This window comes from Nocardioides cremeus (assembly GCF_030518195.1).
Lineage (GTDB): Bacteria > Actinomycetota > Actinomycetes > Propionibacteriales > Nocardioidaceae > Nocardioides > Nocardioides cremeus.
On sequence record NZ_JAULSC010000008.1, the window covers coordinates 115,893 to 135,724 of the forward strand.

19 protein-coding genes are annotated in these 19,832 nt (G+C 73.0%); 8 read left to right on the forward strand and 11 right to left on the reverse strand.

All coding sequences use genetic code 11. The annotated features are described in order from the left end of the window. Positions 1-6: 6 nt before the first annotated feature. Positions 7-645 (reverse strand): aa3-type cytochrome oxidase subunit III, encoded by a 639-nt coding sequence (gene ctaE / locus QWJ41_RS10425; RefSeq protein ID WP_439117317.1) that lies wholly within the window; start codon positions 643-645, stop codon positions 7-9. A gap of 124 nt (positions 646-769) precedes the next feature. On the opposite strand from ctaE, the gene QWJ41_RS10430 reads away from it, so the two are divergent. The 3 genes from QWJ41_RS10430 to trpD are packed head-to-tail and all read left to right on the forward strand — an operon-like array spanning position 770 to position 3,151. Then, positions 770-1,693, forward strand: coding sequence for a cytochrome c oxidase assembly protein (locus QWJ41_RS10430; protein ID WP_302708056.1), 924 nt, complete (start codon positions 770-772; stop codon positions 1,691-1,693). 10 nt (positions 1,694-1,703) lie between these two features. Continuing rightward, a complete protein-coding gene (locus tag QWJ41_RS10435) occupies positions 1,704-2,126 on the forward strand; it encodes an Rv3143 family two-component system response regulator (RefSeq protein ID WP_302707968.1) in 423 nt (140 codons plus the stop codon). Positions 2,127-2,128: 2 nt separating this feature from the next. After that, complete coding sequence (trpD, locus tag QWJ41_RS10440) at positions 2,129-3,151, forward strand: anthranilate phosphoribosyltransferase (protein WP_302707970.1); 1,023 nt, start codon at positions 2,129-2,131, stop codon at positions 3,149-3,151. A 220-nt stretch (positions 3,152-3,371) separates the two neighbouring features. On the opposite strand, the gene QWJ41_RS10445 is transcribed toward trpD, so the two are convergent. From QWJ41_RS10445 to QWJ41_RS10455, 3 genes are read right to left on the reverse strand one after another with little or no spacing between them, the layout of a single operon-like run. Then, the gene (locus QWJ41_RS10445; RefSeq protein ID WP_302707972.1) at positions 3,372-4,016 is read right to left on the reverse strand and encodes a hypothetical protein; all 645 of its coding nucleotides are present in this window, start codon (positions 4,014-4,016) and stop codon (positions 3,372-3,374) included. A gap of 8 nt (positions 4,017-4,024) precedes the next feature. Then, positions 4,025-4,303 carry an Lrp/AsnC family transcriptional regulator gene (locus tag QWJ41_RS10450; protein WP_193670433.1) on the reverse strand — a complete coding sequence of 93 codons (279 nt, stop codon included), beginning with the start codon at positions 4,301-4,303 and terminating at the stop codon, positions 4,025-4,027. Between the two features lie 18 nt (positions 4,304-4,321). After that, complete coding sequence (locus QWJ41_RS10455; protein ID WP_302707974.1) at positions 4,322-6,112, reverse strand: DEDD exonuclease domain-containing protein; 1,791 nt, start codon at positions 6,110-6,112, stop codon at positions 4,322-4,324. Positions 6,113-6,215: 103 nt separating this feature from the next. Here QWJ41_RS10455 and QWJ41_RS10460 point away from each other — a divergent pair, with 103 nt between their 5' ends. The 5 genes from QWJ41_RS10460 (at position 6,216) to QWJ41_RS10480 (ending at position 11,680) form a co-directional block, all read left to right on the forward strand. Further along, positions 6,216-7,541, forward strand: coding sequence for an NYN domain-containing protein (locus tag QWJ41_RS10460; protein ID WP_302707976.1), 1,326 nt, complete (start codon positions 6,216-6,218; stop codon positions 7,539-7,541). Between the two features lie 106 nt (positions 7,542-7,647). Then, the gene (locus tag QWJ41_RS10465) at positions 7,648-7,854 is read left to right on the forward strand and encodes a hypothetical protein (RefSeq protein ID WP_193670430.1); all 207 of its coding nucleotides are present in this window, start codon (positions 7,648-7,650) and stop codon (positions 7,852-7,854) included. A 303-nt stretch (positions 7,855-8,157) separates the two neighbouring features. Then, positions 8,158-9,168, forward strand: coding sequence for a C40 family peptidase (locus tag QWJ41_RS10470; RefSeq protein ID WP_302707979.1), 1,011 nt, complete (start codon positions 8,158-8,160; stop codon positions 9,166-9,168). A 50-nt stretch (positions 9,169-9,218) separates the two neighbouring features. After that, positions 9,219-10,487, forward strand: coding sequence for a hypothetical protein (locus QWJ41_RS10475; protein WP_302707980.1), 1,269 nt, complete (start codon positions 9,219-9,221; stop codon positions 10,485-10,487). Next, positions 10,484-11,680, forward strand: coding sequence for a M48 family metalloprotease (locus QWJ41_RS10480; protein WP_302707982.1), 1,197 nt, complete (start codon positions 10,484-10,486; stop codon positions 11,678-11,680). The genes QWJ41_RS10475 and QWJ41_RS10480 overlap by 4 nt, the downstream gene beginning before the upstream one ends. Positions 11,681-11,684: 4 nt before the next feature. Here QWJ41_RS10480 and QWJ41_RS10485 read toward each other — a convergent pair whose 3' ends face one another. From QWJ41_RS10485 to QWJ41_RS10515, 7 genes are all read right to left on the reverse strand, one after another. Then, positions 11,685-11,879 carry a Flp family type IVb pilin gene (locus QWJ41_RS10485; protein WP_302707984.1) on the reverse strand — a complete coding sequence of 65 codons (195 nt, stop codon included), beginning with the start codon at positions 11,877-11,879 and terminating at the stop codon, positions 11,685-11,687. Positions 11,880-12,025: 146 nt separating this feature from the next. After that, complete coding sequence (locus QWJ41_RS10490) at positions 12,026-12,679, reverse strand: response regulator transcription factor (protein ID WP_302707986.1); 654 nt, start codon at positions 12,677-12,679, stop codon at positions 12,026-12,028. Then, positions 12,676-14,286, reverse strand: coding sequence for a sensor histidine kinase (locus QWJ41_RS10495; RefSeq protein WP_302707988.1), 1,611 nt, complete (start codon positions 14,284-14,286; stop codon positions 12,676-12,678). The genes QWJ41_RS10490 and QWJ41_RS10495 overlap by 4 nt, the downstream gene beginning before the upstream one ends. Positions 14,287-14,293: 7 nt before the next feature. Next, on the reverse strand, positions 14,294-15,217 hold the full coding sequence (locus QWJ41_RS10500; protein WP_302707990.1) for a type II secretion system F family protein: 924 nt from the start codon (positions 15,215-15,217) through the stop codon (positions 14,294-14,296). 1 nt (position 15,218) lies between these two features. Beyond that, positions 15,219-17,147: a type II secretion system F family protein gene (locus QWJ41_RS10505; RefSeq protein WP_302707991.1), complete on the reverse strand. Its 1,929-nt coding sequence runs from the start codon at positions 17,145-17,147 to the stop codon at positions 15,219-15,221. Then, positions 17,147-18,589 (reverse strand): TadA family conjugal transfer-associated ATPase, encoded by a 1,443-nt coding sequence (locus QWJ41_RS10510; protein ID WP_302707992.1) that lies wholly within the window; start codon positions 18,587-18,589, stop codon positions 17,147-17,149. The genes QWJ41_RS10505 and QWJ41_RS10510 overlap by 1 nt, the downstream gene beginning before the upstream one ends. Then, positions 18,586-19,806 carry a CpaE/TadZ family protein gene (locus QWJ41_RS10515; protein ID WP_302707994.1) on the reverse strand — a complete coding sequence of 407 codons (1,221 nt, stop codon included), beginning with the start codon at positions 19,804-19,806 and terminating at the stop codon, positions 18,586-18,588. The genes QWJ41_RS10510 and QWJ41_RS10515 overlap by 4 nt, the downstream gene beginning before the upstream one ends. Between the last annotated feature and the right edge of the window lie 26 nt (positions 19,807-19,832).

A 19,832-nucleotide genomic window follows, 5' to 3' on the forward strand; every position in this document is an offset into this window, starting at 1 on the left:
CAGGAGTTACTTGACAAGGTAGATCGTGGCGAAAAGTCCGATCCAGACGACGTCGACGAAGTGCCAGTAGTACGAGACGACGATCGCGCTGACGGCCTGCTCGTGGGTGAACTTGCGGGCCAGGTAGGTGCGCCCCAGCACGAGGAGGAAGGCGATCAGGCCACCCGCCACGTGGATGCCGTGGAAGCCGGTGGTCAGGTAGAACATCGAGCCGTAGGCCGAGTCCTGCATCGTGACGCCCTCCTGCACGAGGTTGGCGTACTCGACGGCCTGGCCGGCCACGAAGACCGAGCCCATCAGGTAGGTCAGGATGAACCACTCCCGCAGGCCCCACAGCTTGAACTGCAGCAGCGAGCCGGTGCGCCCCGCCTGGCCGCGCTCGGCGGCGAAGACGCCGAGCTGGCAGGTCAACGATGACAGCACCAGGATCGTGGTGTTGGCCAGTGCGAAGGGCACGTCGAGGAGCTGGGTGTTCTGCTCCCACAGGTCCGGACTGACCGAGCGGATCGTGAAGTACGCCGCGAAGAGCGCCGCGAAGAACATCAGCTCGCTCGAGAGCCAGATGATGGTCCCGACACTGACCATGCTGGGTCGGTCGTGGTGCCCGTGCAGACGGGATGCTGGGAGGGTTGCCGCTGTCGCCACAGGAGCATTATGTCCTGCGATCTGAACGAGGTCACCCCGACCCCCGGTTAGCGCCGGGTCATAAAGTTCACAACGTGCCGTTCCCCGCTCCAGCCCCCTCGCAGGAGGTCTCGCCGTGCTCGCGATGACCGTCGGGGCCGACCTGCCCGCCTTCTCCCTGGGAGAGGTCCTCGGGCAGTGGTCGCTGGCCCCCGTGCCCACGGTCGCGACCGCCTGGGTGGTGGGCCTCTACCTGCTGGGCGTGCAGCGTCTGCGCGCCCGCGGGGACAACTGGCCGGTCGGGCGCACCGTCGCCTTCGTGTGCGGGGGGATGGGCTCGTTCTACTTCGCGACGGCCTCGGGGCTGGCGGCGTACGACACGACGCTGCTGAGCGTGCACATGGTCCAGCACATGACCCTGTCGATGCTGGTGCCGCTCGCGCTGGCGCTGGGCGCCCCGGTGACCCTCGCGCTGCGCACGCTGCCGCGGCGCCCGCGCGGCTGGCTGTTGGCGCTGTTGCACTCGCGCCTGGCCAAGGTGCTCTCCTTCGCGCCGTTGGCGTTCCTGCTCTACATCGTCTCGCCGTGGGCGCTCTACTTCACCGACTGGTACCGCGCCTCGCTGGAGTCGGTCCTCGTGCACGAGATGATGCACGTGCACCTCGTGGCGGTGGGCGCGCTGTTCTTCTGGCCGCTGGTGGGCATCGACCCGCTGCCCGGTCGCCACGGCTACCCCTTCCGGATGCTGCTCACGGTGCTCACGCTGCCCTTCCACGCCTTCCTGGGCGTCACGATCATGGGCCAGTCCACCCTGCTGGGCGGCGACTACTACCCGCGCCTGCGCGAGGGGTCGATGGGCTCGTGGCTGCCCGACCCCTACGACGACCAGGAGCTGGCCGGCGGCATCCTGTGGGGCTCGGGCGACCTGATCGCCCTGACGTTCTTCGCGGTGCTCTTCACCCAGTGGGTGCGCTCCTCGATGGCCGAGGCCAAGCGCGAGGACCGGCGCCTGGACAGGCTGGAGGCGCGCGAGCAGGCCGCGGCGTCCGCCCGCACCGGCGACGGGTAGCATCGCCGGCGTGAGCGACACCACTGCCTCCCGCACGCCGTTGAAGGTGCTCGTCTACAGCGACGACGTCAACACCCGCAAGCAGGTCATCCTGGCGCTGGGCCGACGCCCGCACCCGGACCTGCCCGAGCTGGAGTACGTCGAGGTCGCCACCGAGCCGGTCGTCATCCAGAACATGGACGCCGGCCACATCTCGCTCGCGATCCTCGACGGCGAGGCCGTGCCCGCCGGCGGCATGGGCATCGCCAAGCAGCTCAAGGACGAGATCCACCAGTGCCCGCCGGTGGTCGTCCTCACCGGCCGCCCCCAGGACGCCTGGCTGGCCACCTGGTCGCGCGCGGAGGCGGCCGTGCCGCACCCGATCGACCCCCTCCAGCTGGCCGAGGCCGTGGTCGCGCTGCTGCGCGCCCGCGTGCCCGCCACCACCGCCTGAGCGTGGGCGCCTGGCCCGAGGTCCTGGGCGCGCTGGTCGCGGGGGAGGACCTGAGCGCCGCCCAGACCGGGTGGGCGATGGGCGAGATCCTCGCCGGCCAGGCCACCGAGGCCCAGATCGCCGGCTTCGCCGTCGCGCTGCGCGCCAAGGGCGAGAGCATCGAGGAGGTGCTCGGCCTGGTCGAGGCGATGTACGACGTCGCCACGCCGCTGAGCGTGCCGGGGCGCACCCTCGACGTCGTCGGCACCGGTGGTGACCGGTCGATGTCGGTGAACATCTCGACCATGGCCGCGATCGTCGCCGCCGGTGCGGGCGCGCGGGTGGTCAAGCACGGCAACCGCTCGGCCTCCTCGACCTCCGGCACCGCCGACGTGCTCGAGGTGCTCGGGGTCCGCCTCGACCTGCCGGCCGCCCGGGTGGCCGAGGTCGCTGAGGAGGCCGGCATCACCTTCTGCTTCGCCTCCGCCTTCCACCCCGCGCTGCGCCACGCGGCCGTGCCGCGGCGCGAGCTCGGCATCGGCACCACCTTCAACCTGCTCGGCCCGCTGGCCAACCCCTCGCGCCCGGCCGCCCAGGCCATCGGCTGCGCCTACGCCGGCAAGCCGCCGCTGATGGCCGGGGTCTTCGCCCGCCGCGGCGTCGACGCCTGGGTCTTCCGCGGCGACGACGGCCTCGACGAGCTGACCACGACCACCACCTCGTCGCTGTGGGTGGTCCACGACGGCGAGGTCCGCACCGCCACGGTCGACCCGGCGGCGCTGGGCCTCGCCCCGGCGACCACCGACGACCTGCGCGGCGGCGACGCGGCCCACAACGCCGACGTCGTACGACGCGTGCTCGCGGGGGAGCGCGGGCCCGTGCGCGAGGCGGTGCTGCTCAACGCCGGCGCGGCCCTGGCCGTGCACGACGAGCCCGCCGCCGACCCGCTGCCGGCCCTGGCCGCCGGCATCGAGCGCGCCGCCCGCGCCGTCGACTCCGGCGCCGCCGCCTCGACCCTGCAGCGCTGGGTCGAGGTCTCCCGCTGACCCGGCCTGAATATCCCGCCCACCCGGCCTGAACTTCCCCCCGAGTCGGCCTGAACTTCCCCCCGAGTCGGCCCGGACTTCGCCCCGACCCGGCCTGAACTTCGCGCGGGCTGGTCGGGACCCCGGGGGGTGCTGGAGAGGGCCGACTCGTCGGGAGATTCAGGCCGGCTCGACGCGAAGTTCGGGCCGGGTCAGCGTGAAGTTTGGGCCGGGTCGGCGGTCAGGCGGGGGCGAGGTCGAGCACGTAGGCCTCGCCCTCGCGGTGGAAGCCCAGGTGGTCGTAGTAGGCGCCGACCATGCCGGGGGCGGTGACCACGCGGCGGAAGCCGAGCTCGCGCAGCGCGTCGCTGCGCCGCCAGACGAACTCGCCGGGCGTGAAGTCGCGGAAGCGCGGGGTGACGTAGTCGAGGCGCACCTGGGCCACGTCGCCCAGGTCGCCCTCGCGCCGCACCACCACGACCCCGACGGTTTCGTCGCCGCGCTGGACCAGGAAGGCGTGGTCGTCGTGGGGGTCGGGCCGGCCGTCGAAGTCGGGCTGGAAGCGGGCGATGTCGGCCCGGTGGGTGCGCAGCACGTGGTGCAGGTAGACGTCGTCGGCGCGGACCTCGAGGACCTCGAAGACGTGGTCGTCGTGGCGGTGGCCGAGCAGCTTGACCAGGAACCAGACGTTGATGGCGCTGGTGACCGCGTTGAGGCCGACCATCGGCCAGACCTCGATGATGGCGTTGAAGACCAGGAGCGCGACCCCGGCGGCGAGGTTGAGCACCCGGAAGCGCAGCACCCGCTGCTGCATCAGCGAGAAGACCAGCAGGGCGCTGCCGCCCCAGCCGAGTACGTCGAGCCAGTAGTCGGCCAGGAGGTCCACGGGCGGTCTCAGTCGAGCCCGAGGGAGAAGGCGCTCTCGAGGTCGTGGCGGGAGTAGGCGCGGAACGCGATGTGGGTCTCGGTCGACGTCACGCCGGGGACCTTGTTGAGGGTGTCGGCCACGACGCTGGCGACCTCGTCGTGGTCACGGACCCGGACCAGGGCGATCAGGTCGATCTGCCCGGTGACGGAGTAGACCTCGGAGACCCCCTCGAGGGCGGCGATCTGCTCGGCCACCTCGGGGATGCGGGCGACGTCGGCCTTGACGAAGACGATGGCGGTGATCACGCAGGTCACCGTAGCGCCTCAGCGCGCGGGACGGTGGGCGGTGGCGAGCGGGCGGCGCTCGTCGTCGGGCACCAGCCGGCGCCGCGACTCGGCGACCGCGTCGTGCACCGCGAGGTGGCGGGTCGCCCCGGCCACCGGGCAGGCCCACTCGCCCGTGACCTCGACCAGGCGCACCTGGTCGAGCTCGAGCCAGCGCAGGATCTTCTCGGTCTCCTCGGCGCTGGCGGCCGGCACCGGGCCGGGGGCGTCGCGCACGGTCTCGGCCGCGGCGCGCAGCTGGTCGACGTAGGCGTGGGCGTCGGCACCGGCCGGGATCACCCCGGCGGCGGCGAGCCGGCCGTGGCGCACCACGTGCACCGCCCAGCGGCCGTCGTCCTCGCGGCGTGCGGCCACCACCTCGGGGCAGCCGGTCAGCGCGCTGAGCCGCTGGGTGCGGGCCGCGGCGCGCACGAAGGAGGCGAGCCGGTCGCGGTGGGAGCCGGCCTCCTCGAAGCGCTCGTCGGCGGCCAGCAGGCTCATGCGGTGGTTGATGGTCTCCACGACGTCGTCGGGACGGCGCAGCAGCGCGTCGCGCAGCTGGCGCACGAGGGCGGCGTACGACAGCTCGTCGACGCTGCCGTCGCAGGGCGCCAGGCACTTGCCCATCTCGGCGAGCACGCAGGCGCTGCGCGAGGGTCGGCGTGCCAGCCGGTCGGTGCACTGGCGCACCGGGAACGTCTCGTGCAGCGCCGACAGGCAGCTCTCGGCGGCGCGCTTGGAGGAGAACGGGCCGAGGTAGTCGGCGTCGTCCTCGAGGACCCGGGTGACCAGCGAGAGCCGCGGCCACGGCTCGCGGGTGAGCTTGAGGAAGTGCATCTTCTCGGGGAAGCGGGAGCGCCGGTTGTAGCGCGGCTTGTGCTCGGCGATCAGGCGCAGCTCGCGCACCTGCGCCTCGAGAGGGGTCGCGCACTCGACGTGGTCGACACGGTCGGCCAGCCGCACCATCTCGCCCATGCGCGAGCGGGTCTCGGAGGCAGTGAAGTAGGAGCGGACACGGGTGCGCAGGTCGCGGGAGGTGCCGACGTAGAGCACCCGCTCGTGGTCGTCGCGGAAGAGGTAGACGCCCGGCGCGTGCGGCAGCTGCTCGGCGAGGTGGCGCTTCTTGCGCTGGGCGGCGCTGACGCGCGCGGAGAAGGTCTGCAGCTCCTCGAGGGTCTGCACACCGACGCTGCCCAGGCGGGCGAAGAGCCCGTGCAGCACGTCGACGGTGGCGCGGGCGTCGGCGAGCGCGCGGTGGTTGGGCGTGGTCTCGGCGCCGAAGAGACGGGCCAGGGAGGAGAGCTTGCAGTTGGGGGCGTCGTCGCGGGTGATGACCCGGCGCGCGACCTTGGCGGTGTCGACCACCTCGAAGCGCGGCCAGGGGCGTTGCTGCTCGGCGGCGAAGTGCTGCAGGAAGCCGACGTCGAAGGGCGCGTTGTGGGCCACCAGCACGCAGCCGGCGGCGAACTCGAGGAAGGCGGGCAGTGCGGACTCGATGCCGGGGGAGTCGGCGACCATCGTGTTGGTGATGCCGGTGAGCACCGAGATGAACGGCGGGATGGTGGTGTGCGGGTTGACCAGGGTCTGGAACTCCCCGAGCACCTCGCCGCCGCGCACCTTGACCGCGCCGATCTCGGTGATCATCGCCCCGTGCGCCGCCGAGCCGCCGGTCGTCTCGAGGTCGACCACGCAGAAGGTGAGGTCGCGCAGCGGACGGCCCAGCTCGTCGAAGCTCAGCTGCGCCTCCCGCGGCGGGGTGCTGGTGACGGTCTGCGCACGGGCCCTGCTCATGGTGGCGACGCTAGGCGCCGGCACCGACAGTGCGCGGTAGGCGCGCGCCCTAGGGTGGGCACAGGTGCGGTCGAGGACCGGTGTCGAGCAGTGAGGAGGCGGGGTGGCGGAGCACGAGCACGCTGCCGGCGCCGACGGCGATGCCGAGGTCGCGCTGGAGGACCTGCCGGTCGCGGTGCGCACGCGGGTCGTCGCCGTGGTCGCCTCGGTGCTGCCGGAGGTCACCGGGCTGCCGCCCGCGCTGCGGCGGGTGGCCGGCTTCGCGCCGGCCCGCCGGGCGCGCCTGGGAGGTACGGCGATCGCGGCCGCCCTGGCCGACCCCGACCTGCGCGAGCGGGCCGCCCACCAGGTCGCCACGGCCCGTGCCACGGAGGTCGCGGCGCTGCGCGAGGGCGGGTCGGGCGACGCGCTGGAGGACGCGGCGCTCGGGTGGCTGCTGCGCCCCCGCGGCTGGACCCGGCGCCTCGACGACGCGGTCAGCACGGTGGCGGCACGCGAGGAGAGCGCCGAGCGCTCCCGCGAGGCGCGGCTGACCGAGCGGGCCGAGCAGGCCGAGCAGGCGGTGCGCGAGGCGCGCGCGAGCCACCGCGCCCAGCTGGACGAGCAGAAGTCGGAGAACGCGACGCTGCGTCGCCGGCTCGGCGAGACGCGGGCCGCCGAGCGTGCGGTGCGCGAGGAGCTGGAGCAGGCGCGCGCCGAGGTCGAGGGCGCCCAGGCGCGGGAGCAGGCGGCGCTGGCGGCACAGGAGAAGGAGCTGCGGCGGCTGCGGGCCCGGGTCGAGACGCTCGAGGCGCAGGCCCAGGCCCAGAGCCAGGCGCAGCGCCGCGCGGACCGCACCGAGCGCGACGACGCCACCGCCCGAGCCCGGGTGCTGCTCGAGACGCTCGTCGACGCCGCCGCTGGGCTGCGCCGTGAGCTCGGCCTTCCGGCGGGCTCGACGGCGCCGGGGGAGTCGGTGGAGCAGCGGCTGGAGGACGACGCCGCCCGGGACGGCGCCCGTGCGGTGAGCGCACCGATCACGGCCTCGGTGCTCGAGCAGCACCTGGCGCTGCCGCAGGCCCGGCTGGTCGTCGACGGCTACAACGTCACCAAGACCGTGTGGTCGTCGACCTCGCTGGAGACCCAGCGCTCCCGGCTGCTGGCCCTGCTGGCGCCGCTGGTCGCGCGCACGCGCGCGGAGACGACCGTGGTCTTCGACGCCGCCGAGGTCGACGTGCGCCCCGGCGTCACCGCGCCGCGCGGCGTCAAGGTGCTCTTCAGCCCGTACGGCGTCATCGCCGACCGGGTCATCGAGGACCTCGTCGCCGCCGAGCCCGAGGGCCGCGTGGTGGTCGTCGTCACCGACGACCAGGAGCTGCGGGCCCGGACGCGTGCGCGGGGCGTGCGGCACGTGTCGTCGCGGGTGCTGCTGGACCTGCTGGCGCGCTGAGCGCACCCGCGGACAGCCCGCCGGCAGCCCGTCGCGACACGCCGGGACACGCCGTCGGTGTGTCGCCGCGGCGCCGTTGTCGGTGGCCCCTGCCAGCCTCACCTGCATGACGACGAGAATCGACTGCGACACCTGTGTGGTCCGGGGACTGGCCTGCCACGACTGCGTGGTCTCCGTGCTGCTGGGGCCGCCGCCCGAGCTGACCATCGACGACGACGAGAGGGCGGCGCTCGACGCGCTGGCCGCGGGCGGGCTGGTGCCTCCGCTGCGGCTGGTCGAGCCGGTCAGCGGCCCCGAGGCCGAGTCGGCCTGACCGGGCGAGACCCGGCCGCCGGTCCAGGCAACCTGTGGTGCATGTGACCTGTGTGACACGGGTGGCTCCTGGGGCTGCGACGTCCGCAAATTCGATGGCGACGCGCGGCGGATGATTGGTCTCGGCGCCGGCCAGCGACTAACGTCCGTGGCTGGTGTCCGTGGGAGTGGATCGTCCTGGTCCGCGCGGACACCGCGTCGAGTCCGGAGCGCACGCGCTCGGGAGCCGGGGAACCATCGGTCGTGGGGTCGCACCCTCCTGCTCACCCGGCAGACGTCGATAGCTGAGGGAGACCGCCCACTCGTGCTTCACGGTCACAAGCGCCTGACCACGGCCTTCGCCGGAGCCCTGCTCGTGGGCGCAGTGGCCTTCGTGCCCACCAGCCCGGCCCAGGCCGAGCCCGACATCGACGACGTGCAGGCCCGCGTCGACAAGCTCTACCACGAGGCCGAGCAGGCCTCGGAGCGTCACAACGACGCCCGCATCGAGCTGGAGGAGCTGCAGCGCGAGCTCGACGCCGTGCGCGCCGACCAGCAGCGCCAGGACGAGCAGATGAGCTCGGTCCGCGAGCAGGTGCGCGACTCGATCGTGCGCACCTACCAGGGCCAGAGCCTCTCCGCCGTCGGCCAGGTCGTCGTCGCCGACGACCCCAGCGCCTTCCTTGCTCAGATGTCGACCCTCAGCGCCTACGACGGCCTGCAGGACCAGCTCTTCGACACCTACTCCCTCGAGGTCGAGGCGCTCGACATCCGGCGCCAGGCCACCGCGGCCCAGGCCGCCGAGCTCGCCGACGTCGAGGAGGAGCTCGCAGAGGAGCAGGCGACCATCGACGAGAAGGTCGAGGAGGCCGAGGCACTGCTCTCGCGCCTCAAGACCGAGGAGCGCGAGGCCCTCGAGGCACGTGAGGCGGTCGTCTCGCGCGACGCCCAGCGCACCGAGACCGCCCCGGTGGCGGCGCCCGCCTCGGGTCGTGCGGCTGCCGCGGTGCAGTACGCCCTGGCCCAGGTCGGCAAGAGCTACGTGTGGGGCGCGGCCGGCCCGAGCGGCTTCGACTGCTCCGGCCTGACGATGATGGCCTGGCGCCAGGCCGGCGTCTCGCTGCCGCACTCGTCGAGCGCCCAGTACGGCGGCGGCACCAAGGTCTCGACCTCGGCGCTGCAGCCGGGCGACCTGGTCTACTACTACAGCCCGATCAGCCACGTCGGCATCTACATCGGCAACGGCCAGATCGTCGACGCCGCGAACCCGAGCACCGGTGTCCGGATCACCAGCGTCGACTCGATGCCCCTCGTCGGGGCCACCCGACCCGGCTGATCACGCTGGCCAGCACCGCACGTCGAGAGGCCGGTCGCCCACGCTCGTGGGTGGCCGGCCTCTCGCTGTCCCTGCTGCTGGTGGTGCTCGGGCTCGTCGTCTGGCGCGCCCTCGACGACCCGTACGTCGCCACGCCGGGCGCCGAGCCCGGGGCGGCACCGACCGCGCGGCCCGGGCAGGCGGCCGCCGCCCTGGCCGACCTCGAGGCCGCGATCTCGAGCGGCGACGCGGAGGCGGCCGCGGCGCTGGCCCCCGACGACGACCCCGCGGCCGGGCGCCGGCTCCGTGATGTCGTCGAGAACGCTGCGGACCTTGGGCTCGAGGGCGTGACACTGCGCTACGTCGACCAGGAGGGCGGGACCGACCCGCAGGGAGCCTGGCGCGCCGTGGTCGACGTGACCTGGCAGGTCGCGGGCTTCGACCCCGCCCCGGCGCGCAGCGAGGTCGTCTTCGCCCTGCGCAACGTCACCGGCGGAAGCGACGGGACCAACGGGACCGAGGGCAGCAGCGAGCGGGTGACCGTGACGGCGGCCGGGGTCGCCGGCGGCCGGGCGCCGCTCTGGCTCACCGACGACCTGCGGGTGCGGCGTACGGACTCGCGGGTGGTGGCGGTGGCCGGCTCGGCCCGCGACCTGGCCCGCTACGACCGCCTCGCCAAGCGGGCCGTCCCCGTGGTGCGCAGGGTGCTGCCCGGCATCGGGCGCGGGCTGGTGGTCGAGGTGCCGCGCACCGCCGCCGGCCTCGACGCCGCGCTGGGCGTCGACGAGGGCACCTACGCCGAGGTCGCGGCCGTGACGACCAGCCCGGACGGCGAGGTCGTCGACGGCGGTCCGCTGCACGTGCTGGTCAACCCCGCCGAGATGGATCGGCTCGAGCCGGTCGGCGCGCAGGTCGTGATGAGCCACGAGGCCGTGCACGCGCTCACCGAGGCGCCCACCAGCCGCGCCCCGTTGTGGCTGGTGGAGGGCTTCGCCGACTACGTGGCGCTGCGCGACGTCGACCTGCCCGACACCACGCTGGCCTCGCAGGTGGTGGCCCAGGTGCGCGATAGCGGGGTGCCCGCCGCGCTGCCGGGGCCCACCGACCTCGGGGTGGGCGCGCCGTACCTCGGCGCGGCGTACGAGGCGGCGTGGCTGGCCACCCGTGAGCTGGCGCGCGCCGGCGGGCAGGACGCCCTGGTCGAGCTCTACCGGGTCGTCGGGGCGGGCGAGGACTTCGAGGTCGCGGTGCGCGACGTGGTCGGGATCGACCCGACCGAGCTGACCCGGCGCTGGCGCGACGAGCTGCGCTCGCTGGCCGACGGGGCGGGGGCGGCGTGACGCACACCCGCACCGCCTGGGCGGTGCTGCTGGTCGCCGGGGCCGCCTTCGCGCTGCTGGCGTGGTGGCTGGTGCCGTGGGACCCGGTGCCGGGCGGTCGGCCCGAGCCGGTGGATCCGGAGGACTACTTCACCGCCGCGCACATCGCCCGCGCCGAGTCCTTCTCCACCTGGGTGCGGACCTGGAGCCTGAGCTCGCTGGGCGTCTCGCTGCTGGTGGCGTGCGTGGTCGGCTTCACCTCGCTGGGCCGCCGCCTCGTGGCCCGGCTGCCCGGGCCGTGGTGGGCGCAGGTGGTGCTGGTGGTCGCGCTGCTGGAGGTCCTCCGGCGCACGATCACGCTGCCCTTCGCCGTGCTGGTGCGCCGGCGCGTGCTCGAGGAGGGGCTCTCCACTCAGTCGTGGTGGGGCTTCGCCCGCGACCTGGCGGTGCGCGAGGGCCTGACCGTGGTGGTGACCTCGGTCGGCCTGCTCGCGCTGATGCTCTGCGCCCGGCGTTTCCCGCGCCGCTGGCCGGCCGTCGCCGGGGGAGTGCTCGGCCTGCTGGTGCTGCTCGGGTCGTTCGTCTACCCGCTGGTGGTCGAGCCGCTCTTCAACGACTTCGAGCCGCTCGAGGCCGGGGCGCTGCGCACCGGCGTGCTCGAGCTGGCCGACGCCCAGGGGGTCGACGTCGACGAGGTGTTGGTGGCCGACGCGTCGCGTCGTACGACGACGCTGAACGCCTACGTCTCCGGCTTCGGCGGGACCCGCCGGGTGGTGCTCTACGACACGCTGGTGCGCGACCTGCCGAAGGACCAGGCGCTCTCGGTGGTCGCCCACGAGCTGGTGCACGCCCAGCACGACGACGTGCTGGTCGGCTCGCTGCTCGGAGCCGTGGGGGTGGCCGCCGCGGTGGGCCTGGCCGGGGTGCTGCTGCGCCGTCACGACGTACGCCGCGCCGGCACGGTGCCGCTGGTGCTGGCGATGCTGGCCGTGGGGACCGTGCTGGCCCTGCCTATCCAGAACGGGCTCAGCCGGACGGTCGAAACACGCGCCGACGTCGAAGCCCTCCGGGCCACAGGGGACCCGGAGGGCTTCGTCGAGCTGCAACGTCAGCTGGCGGTGCGGTCGCTCAGCGACTTGGGTGCTCGGGATGGGTGGGACTGGTGGTTCGCTAGCCACCCCGGCGTGCTGAGTCGTCTCGCACTGGCTGACTGATCGCCTACTTGGTGCCGTTGGTGATGTCCTTCGAGGTCTCGGTGAACATCGCCCCGACCACCGGGGTCAGAAAAGTCAGCGCCAGGATGACCGCGGCGGCGATGCCAGCGATCAGCAGGCCGTACTCGACGGCGGAGGCGCCGCGCTCGTCCATCTTGGCCTTCTGGCCGTTGATCATGGTGATCAGAAACTGCAGCATGGTGGTCTCCCTCAAGACGTGGTCCCGGACAGGGGGGTGGGACCGGATGTCACCAGCATGCCAACGCAGCACCCCACCGCGGATCGGGAGAAGGTTCGCCGTCGGGGTAGTCCGTTCGGACTAGACCGGCTCCCGGGCGGTCACCGCTAGCTGGGGTTGCGCTGAACCGAGGACAGCAGCCCCACGCGCATGGCAGTCACCAGGGCCTGCGCCCGGTTGGCGGCGCCCAGCTTCTGGTAGATCTTCGCGATGTGCGACTTGGCGGTCGACTCGCTCATGTAGAGCTTGTCACCGATCGCCGAGGCGCCCAGGCCGTCGGCCAGCAGCACCAGCACCTCGTGCTCGCGATCGGTGAGGCGCGTCGACTCGGCCGCGCCGCGGCGCATCATCGCGCCGACCAGGCCCGAGCAGACGAAGGAGCGGGGCGAGACCTTCGCGTGCCGGGCGGCCTTGACCACCTCGTCGGAGGGGGCGTCCTTGCCGACGAAGCCCGAGGCACCGGCCTCCATGGCGGCGAAGATCTGGTCGTCGCCGGAGTGCATGGTCAGCACCACCAGACCGACCTCGGGGTGGTCGCGGCGCAGCGCGCGGACGATGTCGAGGCCGGTGCCGTCCTGCAGCTGCAGGTCGGTGACGACGACCTCGGGACGCTTCTCGGCGAAGAGGTCGAGGGCCTCGGTGACGGAGGCTGCGGTGCCGACCACGCTCATGTCGGCGTGCATCTCGAAGACGCCGCCGAGGCCGTCCCGGATCAGCTGGTGGTCGTCGACCAGCATCACCCTCGTCTGGGACTCGTTCATCTGGACACCTGGATCTCTCGGGGGGACTCGCTCGCTCGACCGGTGGGGGTCGCCGGGTGCCCGGACGATACCGCGACGGCGACCCGGAGCCCGCCTCCAGGGGGCTCCTCGATGTCGAGGTGGGCGCCGATCAGGGCAGCGCGCTCGCGCATGATGCCCAGGCCGTAGGAGTCGGCCCGGGCATCCAGCGGCAGCCCGATGTCACCCAGACCCCGACCGTTGTCGATCACGGAGATCGTGGCGGCGGGGGCGTCGACGTGGCAGTGCACCCGGATCAGCGTGCACTGGGCGTGCTTGACGGCGTTGTTGAGCGCCTCCTGGGTGATCCGGAAGAGCTCGGCCTCGATCTCGCCGCGCAGCCGCTGCGACTTCTCGTCGAGCGTCACCTCGATCGCGACGCCGGAGAGCTGGCTGAGGTTGCGCGCCAGCGAGCCGATCGCCGCGCCCAGGCTCTCGCTCTCGCCCACGGTGGTGCGCAGCGTGACGACCGATCGCCGCACCTCGGCCACCACCTCGCTGACCCGCTCGCGCAGCATCAGGAAGCGCGCGGCCTGCTCGTCGGAGGCCGGGGTGGCGGCCAGGGCGTCGACGAGGTAGCCGAGCGAGGCGATCTCCTGCGCGACACCGTCGTGCATCTCGCGCGAGAGCCGGCGCCGCTCGTCGGCGGTGGCCGCGTCGCGGAAGGCGGTGAAGAGCAACGCGGTCTCGAGGTGCACGGTGCTGACCTCGAGCTGGCGGGTCAGCCGTCGTACCGTCCGCGGCAGGTCGAGCGCACCGGGATCGAGCCGGTCGGAGAAAACGCCCGCGACGATGCCGGGCTGTCCCGACTCAGGACGCAGCGGGAAGGCGAACGTCTGACCGTCGGTCTCGAGCCTGCCCGAGCGTTGCGCCAGCCGGGCCAGCAGGGCGGTGTGCGTGGAGCCCGAGTCGTCGAGGGTGCGGCTCAGCAGTGGGGTGAGGTCGTCGTCGCCGACGTAGAGCACCAGGTCGGCGGTGGGCAGCTCGTCACGCACCGCACTGAGGATCGCGCCGCCGAGGCTGCGCGGCTCCAGTCCCGAGCTGAGCCCTTCGGAGAGCTGGTTGAGCTCGTGCAGCAGCGAGCTGGCGTGGCGATAGGGCAACAGTGGGTCGGGCGCGCTCAACGCTGAGCGCAAGAACGAGGCAACCATGCCTAGCCCGAGACCCATAGTGAGCCAGGTGAAGGCGGCCAGCAGCTCGTCGGCGTTGAGGGCGGCTTCACCTAATCCGAGGACCACCGTCGCGGTTGGCACGACCGTGCCGAGTGCGGTGAGGACGCCCCGCGCGCCGCAGCGCAGGCCGGCCACGAAAGGCGGCGCTGCGAGGGCACCCAGGATGGCAGGTGAGTCACCTAGCGCGAGGAGGCACGTGACGGTCACCGCCGCGGACTCAACGAAAGTGAGGGCGATCGGGTGTGTCTGGGTTCGGCGCTCGACCAGCAGCAGGACTACCCACAGCGCTGCCAACACCAGCAGACCGACGAGCCCATTGTGGTCGCGGCTCCACAGCAGGGGACCGCCGATGGCCAGCAGCACGAAGGCGCGTGCGGCTGCATTGATGCGCAGGGCCTGGCGGTGGGCTAGGAGCACGGAGGGATCATCCCAGACCGTCCATCATTCCGATGACCGCCGGGCCCATCACCGCCACGAAGAGCGAAGGCAGGATGAAGAAGATCAGCGGCACCGTGATCTTCACCGGCACCTGCTGCGCCTTCGCTTCGGCCCGCTGCCTGCGCTTGACCCGCATCTCTCGGGCCTGGATGCGCAGCACCTGGGCGATGGGGACGCCGAACGAGTCAGCCTGCACCATCGCGCTGACGAACGACTTGAGGTCATCCACGTTAGTGCGCTCGGCCATCGACCGTAATGCTTCAGATCGGCCCTGGCCGATCTGCATCTCGCGCAGCACCCGGGCGAACTCCTCAGCCACCGGGCCCTCGGTGTTGCGGGCGACCTGCTGCACCGCGGCGTCGAAGCCGAGGCCCGACTCGACGCTGATCGTCATCAGGTCGATGGCGTCCGGCAGGTCGCGGGTGATCTGCTGGGTGCGGTCGTAGGCCTTCTGGTACAGGTACAGCCCAGGGGCGAGGAAGCCGAGCAGCAGTCCCGCGACCACGGTAACGACGGAGGTGGACGTCGAGAGCCCGAGGAGCGCGGCCAGCACAACGCCCACGACAAGGCCGACAACGGCGCCGACGACCTTGCCGGAGACGACTCGGTCGATATCCCAGCCGCGCGGGTTGCCGGCCAGGTCGAGCTTGCGACGGATCCGGTCGGCGGAGTCAGCGCCGCTGAGCCGGCGGCCGAGACCGAGCGCGCGGGCCTGCAGCGGTTCGAGCACCCGCTCCGAGAACGGACGGTCGACCTCGGTGGTCAGCTCCTTGGGCGCGTCGGTCATCGCCCGCAGCACCGCCAACGACCTGCCGACACCGCTGGCTTCGGCGTCAGTGGTGGTCGCGGCGGCCAGCAGCACCAGCGCCGCGGCGATCATCAGGACGCCCAACATCAGCAGCACCAGCATCTCAGACCTCCACCTTGACGAGCTTGCTCATCCAGAACGCTCCTACGGCCAGCCACAAGGCGGCGCCGCCGAGCATGACCAGTCCTCGCGGGTCACTGAAAAGGACCATGACGTACTCGCGCTGTGACATAAAGAGGAAGAGCAAGAAGAGCGGCGGCAAGCCGCCCAGCACGTACGCCGAGAGCTTGCCCTCGGCGGCGAGCGTGGAGACCTGCCGGCGGATGTAGGCCCGCTCGCGCATGGTCCCGGCGACGGTGTCGAGCAGCTCGGCGAGGTTGCCACCGACCTGGCGCTGGATGCGGATCGCCATCACCACCCACTCGAAGTCCTTGCTGTCGAAGCGCTCGGCGACCCCCTCGAGGGCCTCCTCGAGGGTGACACCGAGGCGGGTCTCGGCGAGCACCCGGCGGAACTCGCCGGCGATCGGCTCCTGGCCCTCGCGGACCACGGTGTCGACCGACTGGCTCAGCGACAGCCCGGCCGACAGCGACCCCGAGATCAGGCCCAGCGTCTCGGGCAGCAGCTCGTTGAACTTCTTGCGGCGCCGCGAGCTCCGGATCCCCAGGTAGAGCCACGGCCCGAGCACGCCGAGCACGATCAGCAGCAGCGCGACGACGAGGCTGCCACCGCCGAGCAGCAGGCCGAGCAGCCCGGCGCCCACGACGATGCCGACGTGCACCAGCAGCCACTCGGGCGCCTTGAGCTCGCTGCCGGCGCTCTCGAGGCGGGCGGCGATGCGTGCCTCGAGGCCGCGGTTGCGCCGCAGCACCTGGCCGGCGGCCTCCTTGGCCTGGGCCAGCGCCTGCTCGGGGTCGACCCGTGCCGGAGCGGCGGCCGGCGATCCGGGGCGGCCGGTGGCGGCGGCGTACTGCTCGACGCGCTCGGCGGGGTCGGCGGCGACCTGGCGGCGCGGCACGAGCAGCACGGCGAGGGCGACCAGTCCGGCGCCCAGGCCCAGCACCCCCACCCACATCGTCCAGCCCGGCGCGCTCCAGCCGTTGTCGCTGCGCACCAGCTCGTCGACGCCGGTGCCGCCGGCGACGGACTCGGCCACCGGCACGAACGCCTCGGCGACGACCGGTCCGGCGGGGGAGTCGAGGGTGACGCGCACGGTCTGCTCGGTGGCGCCGAGGTCGGCGGGCACACCGGCGGTGACCAGCAGCTGGCGGTCGAGGGCGTCGGCCTCGGCGGCGAAGGCGGCCGCCAGCGCCCGGCTGGTCGCGGGCACGACGCGGCCGTCGCCGGCCACGGCGAGCTCGCGCAGCGTCGGCTTGGCGCCCTGCAGCGAGATGACGTCGAGGCCGATGCCCGAGGCGGTCACGGCCGCGGTCGCCTCCGCCAGCGGGGTGGAGGTGGTGTCGGCGCCGTCGGAGAGCACCAGCACGGTGCGCTGGCCCTCGCTGCCGGCCAAGTCGACCGCGGCCAGCACGGCGTCGTGCAGGGCGGTGCCACGGCTCAGCGTCAGCGAGTCGACGACGGCGCGCGCGGCGTCGCGGTCGGCGGTGAGCACCTGGGGGGTGGCCACGTCGCCGGCGAAGGTGACCACACCGACCAGCACGTCGTCGGGGACCAGGGCGAGGAAGTCGCGGGCGGCCTGCTGCGCCGCCTCGAACCGCTCGCCCGACATCGAGTTGCTGGTGTCGATGGCGAGCACCGCGCTGCGCTGGACCGTGCCCGAGGAGCCGGCGGGCTCCGCCTGCGCCGGCACGCTCGCGCCGCCGATGCGCACCGCCACCGAGCCCGGGTCGACGTCGGCGTCGGCGGGCACCGAGACCAGCAGCGAGACGCCGTCGGCGGTGGGCTCGGCGTACGAGATGCTCGCGCCGTCACCGGCGGTGCCCGTCGCGGCCGCCGGAGCGACGCCCAGCAGCACGGGCGCCAGCCAGCCGAGCAGCGGCAGCAGCAGGAGGGACAGGGACCGGTTGCGCATCAGATCCGGTCCGTGGCGAAGATCAGCGGGTCGACGGTGACGTTGGCGTAGGCCATCTTCTCCAGGAACTTCGGGCGCAGTCCGGTGGCGCGCAGCCGTCCGAGCGAGCGTCCCTCGCGGTCGAAGCCCAGCGAGCTGTCGAAGACGAAGATGTCCTGCAGCGTGATGACGTCGCCCTCCATCCGCTCCACCTCGGTGATGTGGGTGATGCGGCGGGTGCCGTCCTTGAAGCGGGTCTGGTGCACGACCAGGTCGACCGCGGAGGCCACCTGCTCGCGGATCGCGCGCACCGGCAGGTCCATGCCGGCCATCAGCACCATCGTCTCCATCCGCGAGAGCGTGTCGCGGGGGCCGTTGGAGTGCAGGGTGCAGATGGAGCCGTCGTGGCCGGTGTTCATCGCCTGCAGCATGTCGAGCGCGGAGGCGTCGCGGACCTCGCCGACGATGATCCGGTCGGGGCGCATCCGCAGGCTGTTCTTGACCAGGTCGCGGATCGAGACCGCGCCCTTGCCCTCGATGTTGGCCGGGCGCGACTCCAGGCGCACCACGTGGTCCTGCTTGAGCTGCAGCTCGGCGGCGTCCTCGATCGTCACGATCCGCTCGTCGTCGGGGATGAACGAGCTCAGCACGTTGAGGGTGGTCGTCTTGCCGGCGCCGGTCGAGCCCGAGACGATCACGTTGAGCCGACCGCGCACGCACGCGTCGAGGAAGCCGGCGGTCTGGTCGGAGAGCGAGCCGAAGCGGATCAGGTCGGCCACGGTCAGCGGGTCGGCGGCGAACTTGCGGATGGTCAGCGCCGAGCCGTCGACGGCCAGCGGCGGCACCACCGCGTTGACGCGGCTGCCGTCGGGCAGGCGGGCGTCGACCATCGGCGAGGACTCGTCGACGCGGCGGCCGATGCGCGAGACGATCTTGTCGATGGTGCGGCGCAGGTGGTCCTCGTCGGCGAACTTGGCCGTGACGGGCACCAGCCGCCCGCTCTTCTCGAGCCAGATCGAGTCGTGGCCGTTGACCATCACCTCGGAGACGTCGGGGTCGCGCAGGAACGGCTCGATCGGGCCGTAGCCGAGGATGTCGTCGGTGATCTCCAGCGAGACCCGCTGCCGATCGCTGCTCGAGAGCGGCCGGTCCTGCTTGCCGAGCACGTCGGCGAGCACGGAGCGCACCCGCTGGTCGAGCTCGTCGGTGTCCATGTCGGCGTCGTAGAGGTGCGGGCCCAGCTGCTTGACCAGCTCGACGTGCACGCTGGCCTTGAGCTGCTCGATGCGGTCGTCCTCACGACCGCCCAGCGAGCGCCGGGGCCCGGAAGCCGCCGCCGGCGCCGGTACGACGGCTGCGTCGGTCGGGCCGGCGGGCCCCAGCATGGTGGGGTCCTCGGGCTCGGCGCCGGGGTCGGCCCCGGCGCGGCGGGCCGCGGCGAGCCGGTCGGACAGGCTGCTCATCCTTCTCTCCTCATCCGGAAGCGGGCCTTGCCGCGGCTGGTGCCGTTCTGGGACTCCTGGGCGCCGGCCTGCTCGCCCTCGGGGGTGCTGCCGGTCCCGGCCGGGGCCGGCACGCTGTCTCCGGCCAGCGACGCGGCCAGGGCGCGCAGGGCGGTGCTGCCGGGGTGGTCGGGGGAGTCGACGACGAGCGGGACCCCGGAGTTCGTCGAGGCCGCGATGGCGATCGACGAGCCGACCTGGGTGGCGATCGGCATGCCCAGGATCGCCTCGACCTTCTCGGGGCCGATCCCCACCGCGTCGTCGGCCCGGTTGAGCAGCAGGTGCCGGTGGCCCCGGGCGATGTCGAGCATGTCGAGGGTCTCGAGGGCCACCTTGACGTTCTTGAGGGTGGGCACGTCGAGGGTGGCCACGATGATGCACTCGTCGGTCTCGTCGAGGGCGGTCAGCACCTGCTCGTCGAAGGCCGGCGCGGTGTCGACGACCACGTGGTCGAACGACTCGCGCAGGGTGCGCAGCACCCGGGTGACCAGGGCCGGGGTGACCCGCTCGCGGGCGTCGGGGTGCGCCGGGGCGGCCAGCACCATCAGGGACTTGTCGTGGCGGGTCAGCAGGTCGTCGAGCTGGTCGACGTCGAGGTCGTGCTCGGAGCCGATGGCGTGCTCGATCGAGTGGGTGGGGAAGAGCTGCATGGTGATCGCGACGTCGCCGAAGGCCAGGTCGAGGTCGACCAGGCAGACCCGCCGGGCCCCGCCGTCGGCCAGCGCCAGCGCCAGGTTGACCGCCATGGTGGTCTTGCCGACCCCGCCCTTGGGCGAGAAGACGGTGACCACGCGACCGAGCTGGTGGGCCCCGCTGGGCCCGCGCAGCGCGACGTGCAGCTCGTGGGCACGGGAGACGGCCGCGGCCACGCCGGCGGTGTCGCCGTGAGGGACGACGTCGCGGGCACCGGCCTGCATCGCCCGGGTCAGCACGGCGGCGTCGACCTCGGTGCGCACCAGCACCACGCTGACGGTGGGCCGGGTGGTGCGCAGGTCCTCGCAGGCCTTCAGGGCGTCGTCGAGGTCGAGGTGCGGGCCGAGCACGACGGCGTACTCGTCGGGGTGCAGGTCGAGCCAGGCGCGCATGCGCTCGGCGGAGTCGACGCCCTGGCTGCCGGACGGCAGCGCGTCGAGCAGGGCGGTGACCACTGCGTCCTCGGTGTCGGTGACGACGGGCATCGGTGCTGCCTCCTTCGGTGCGTCTG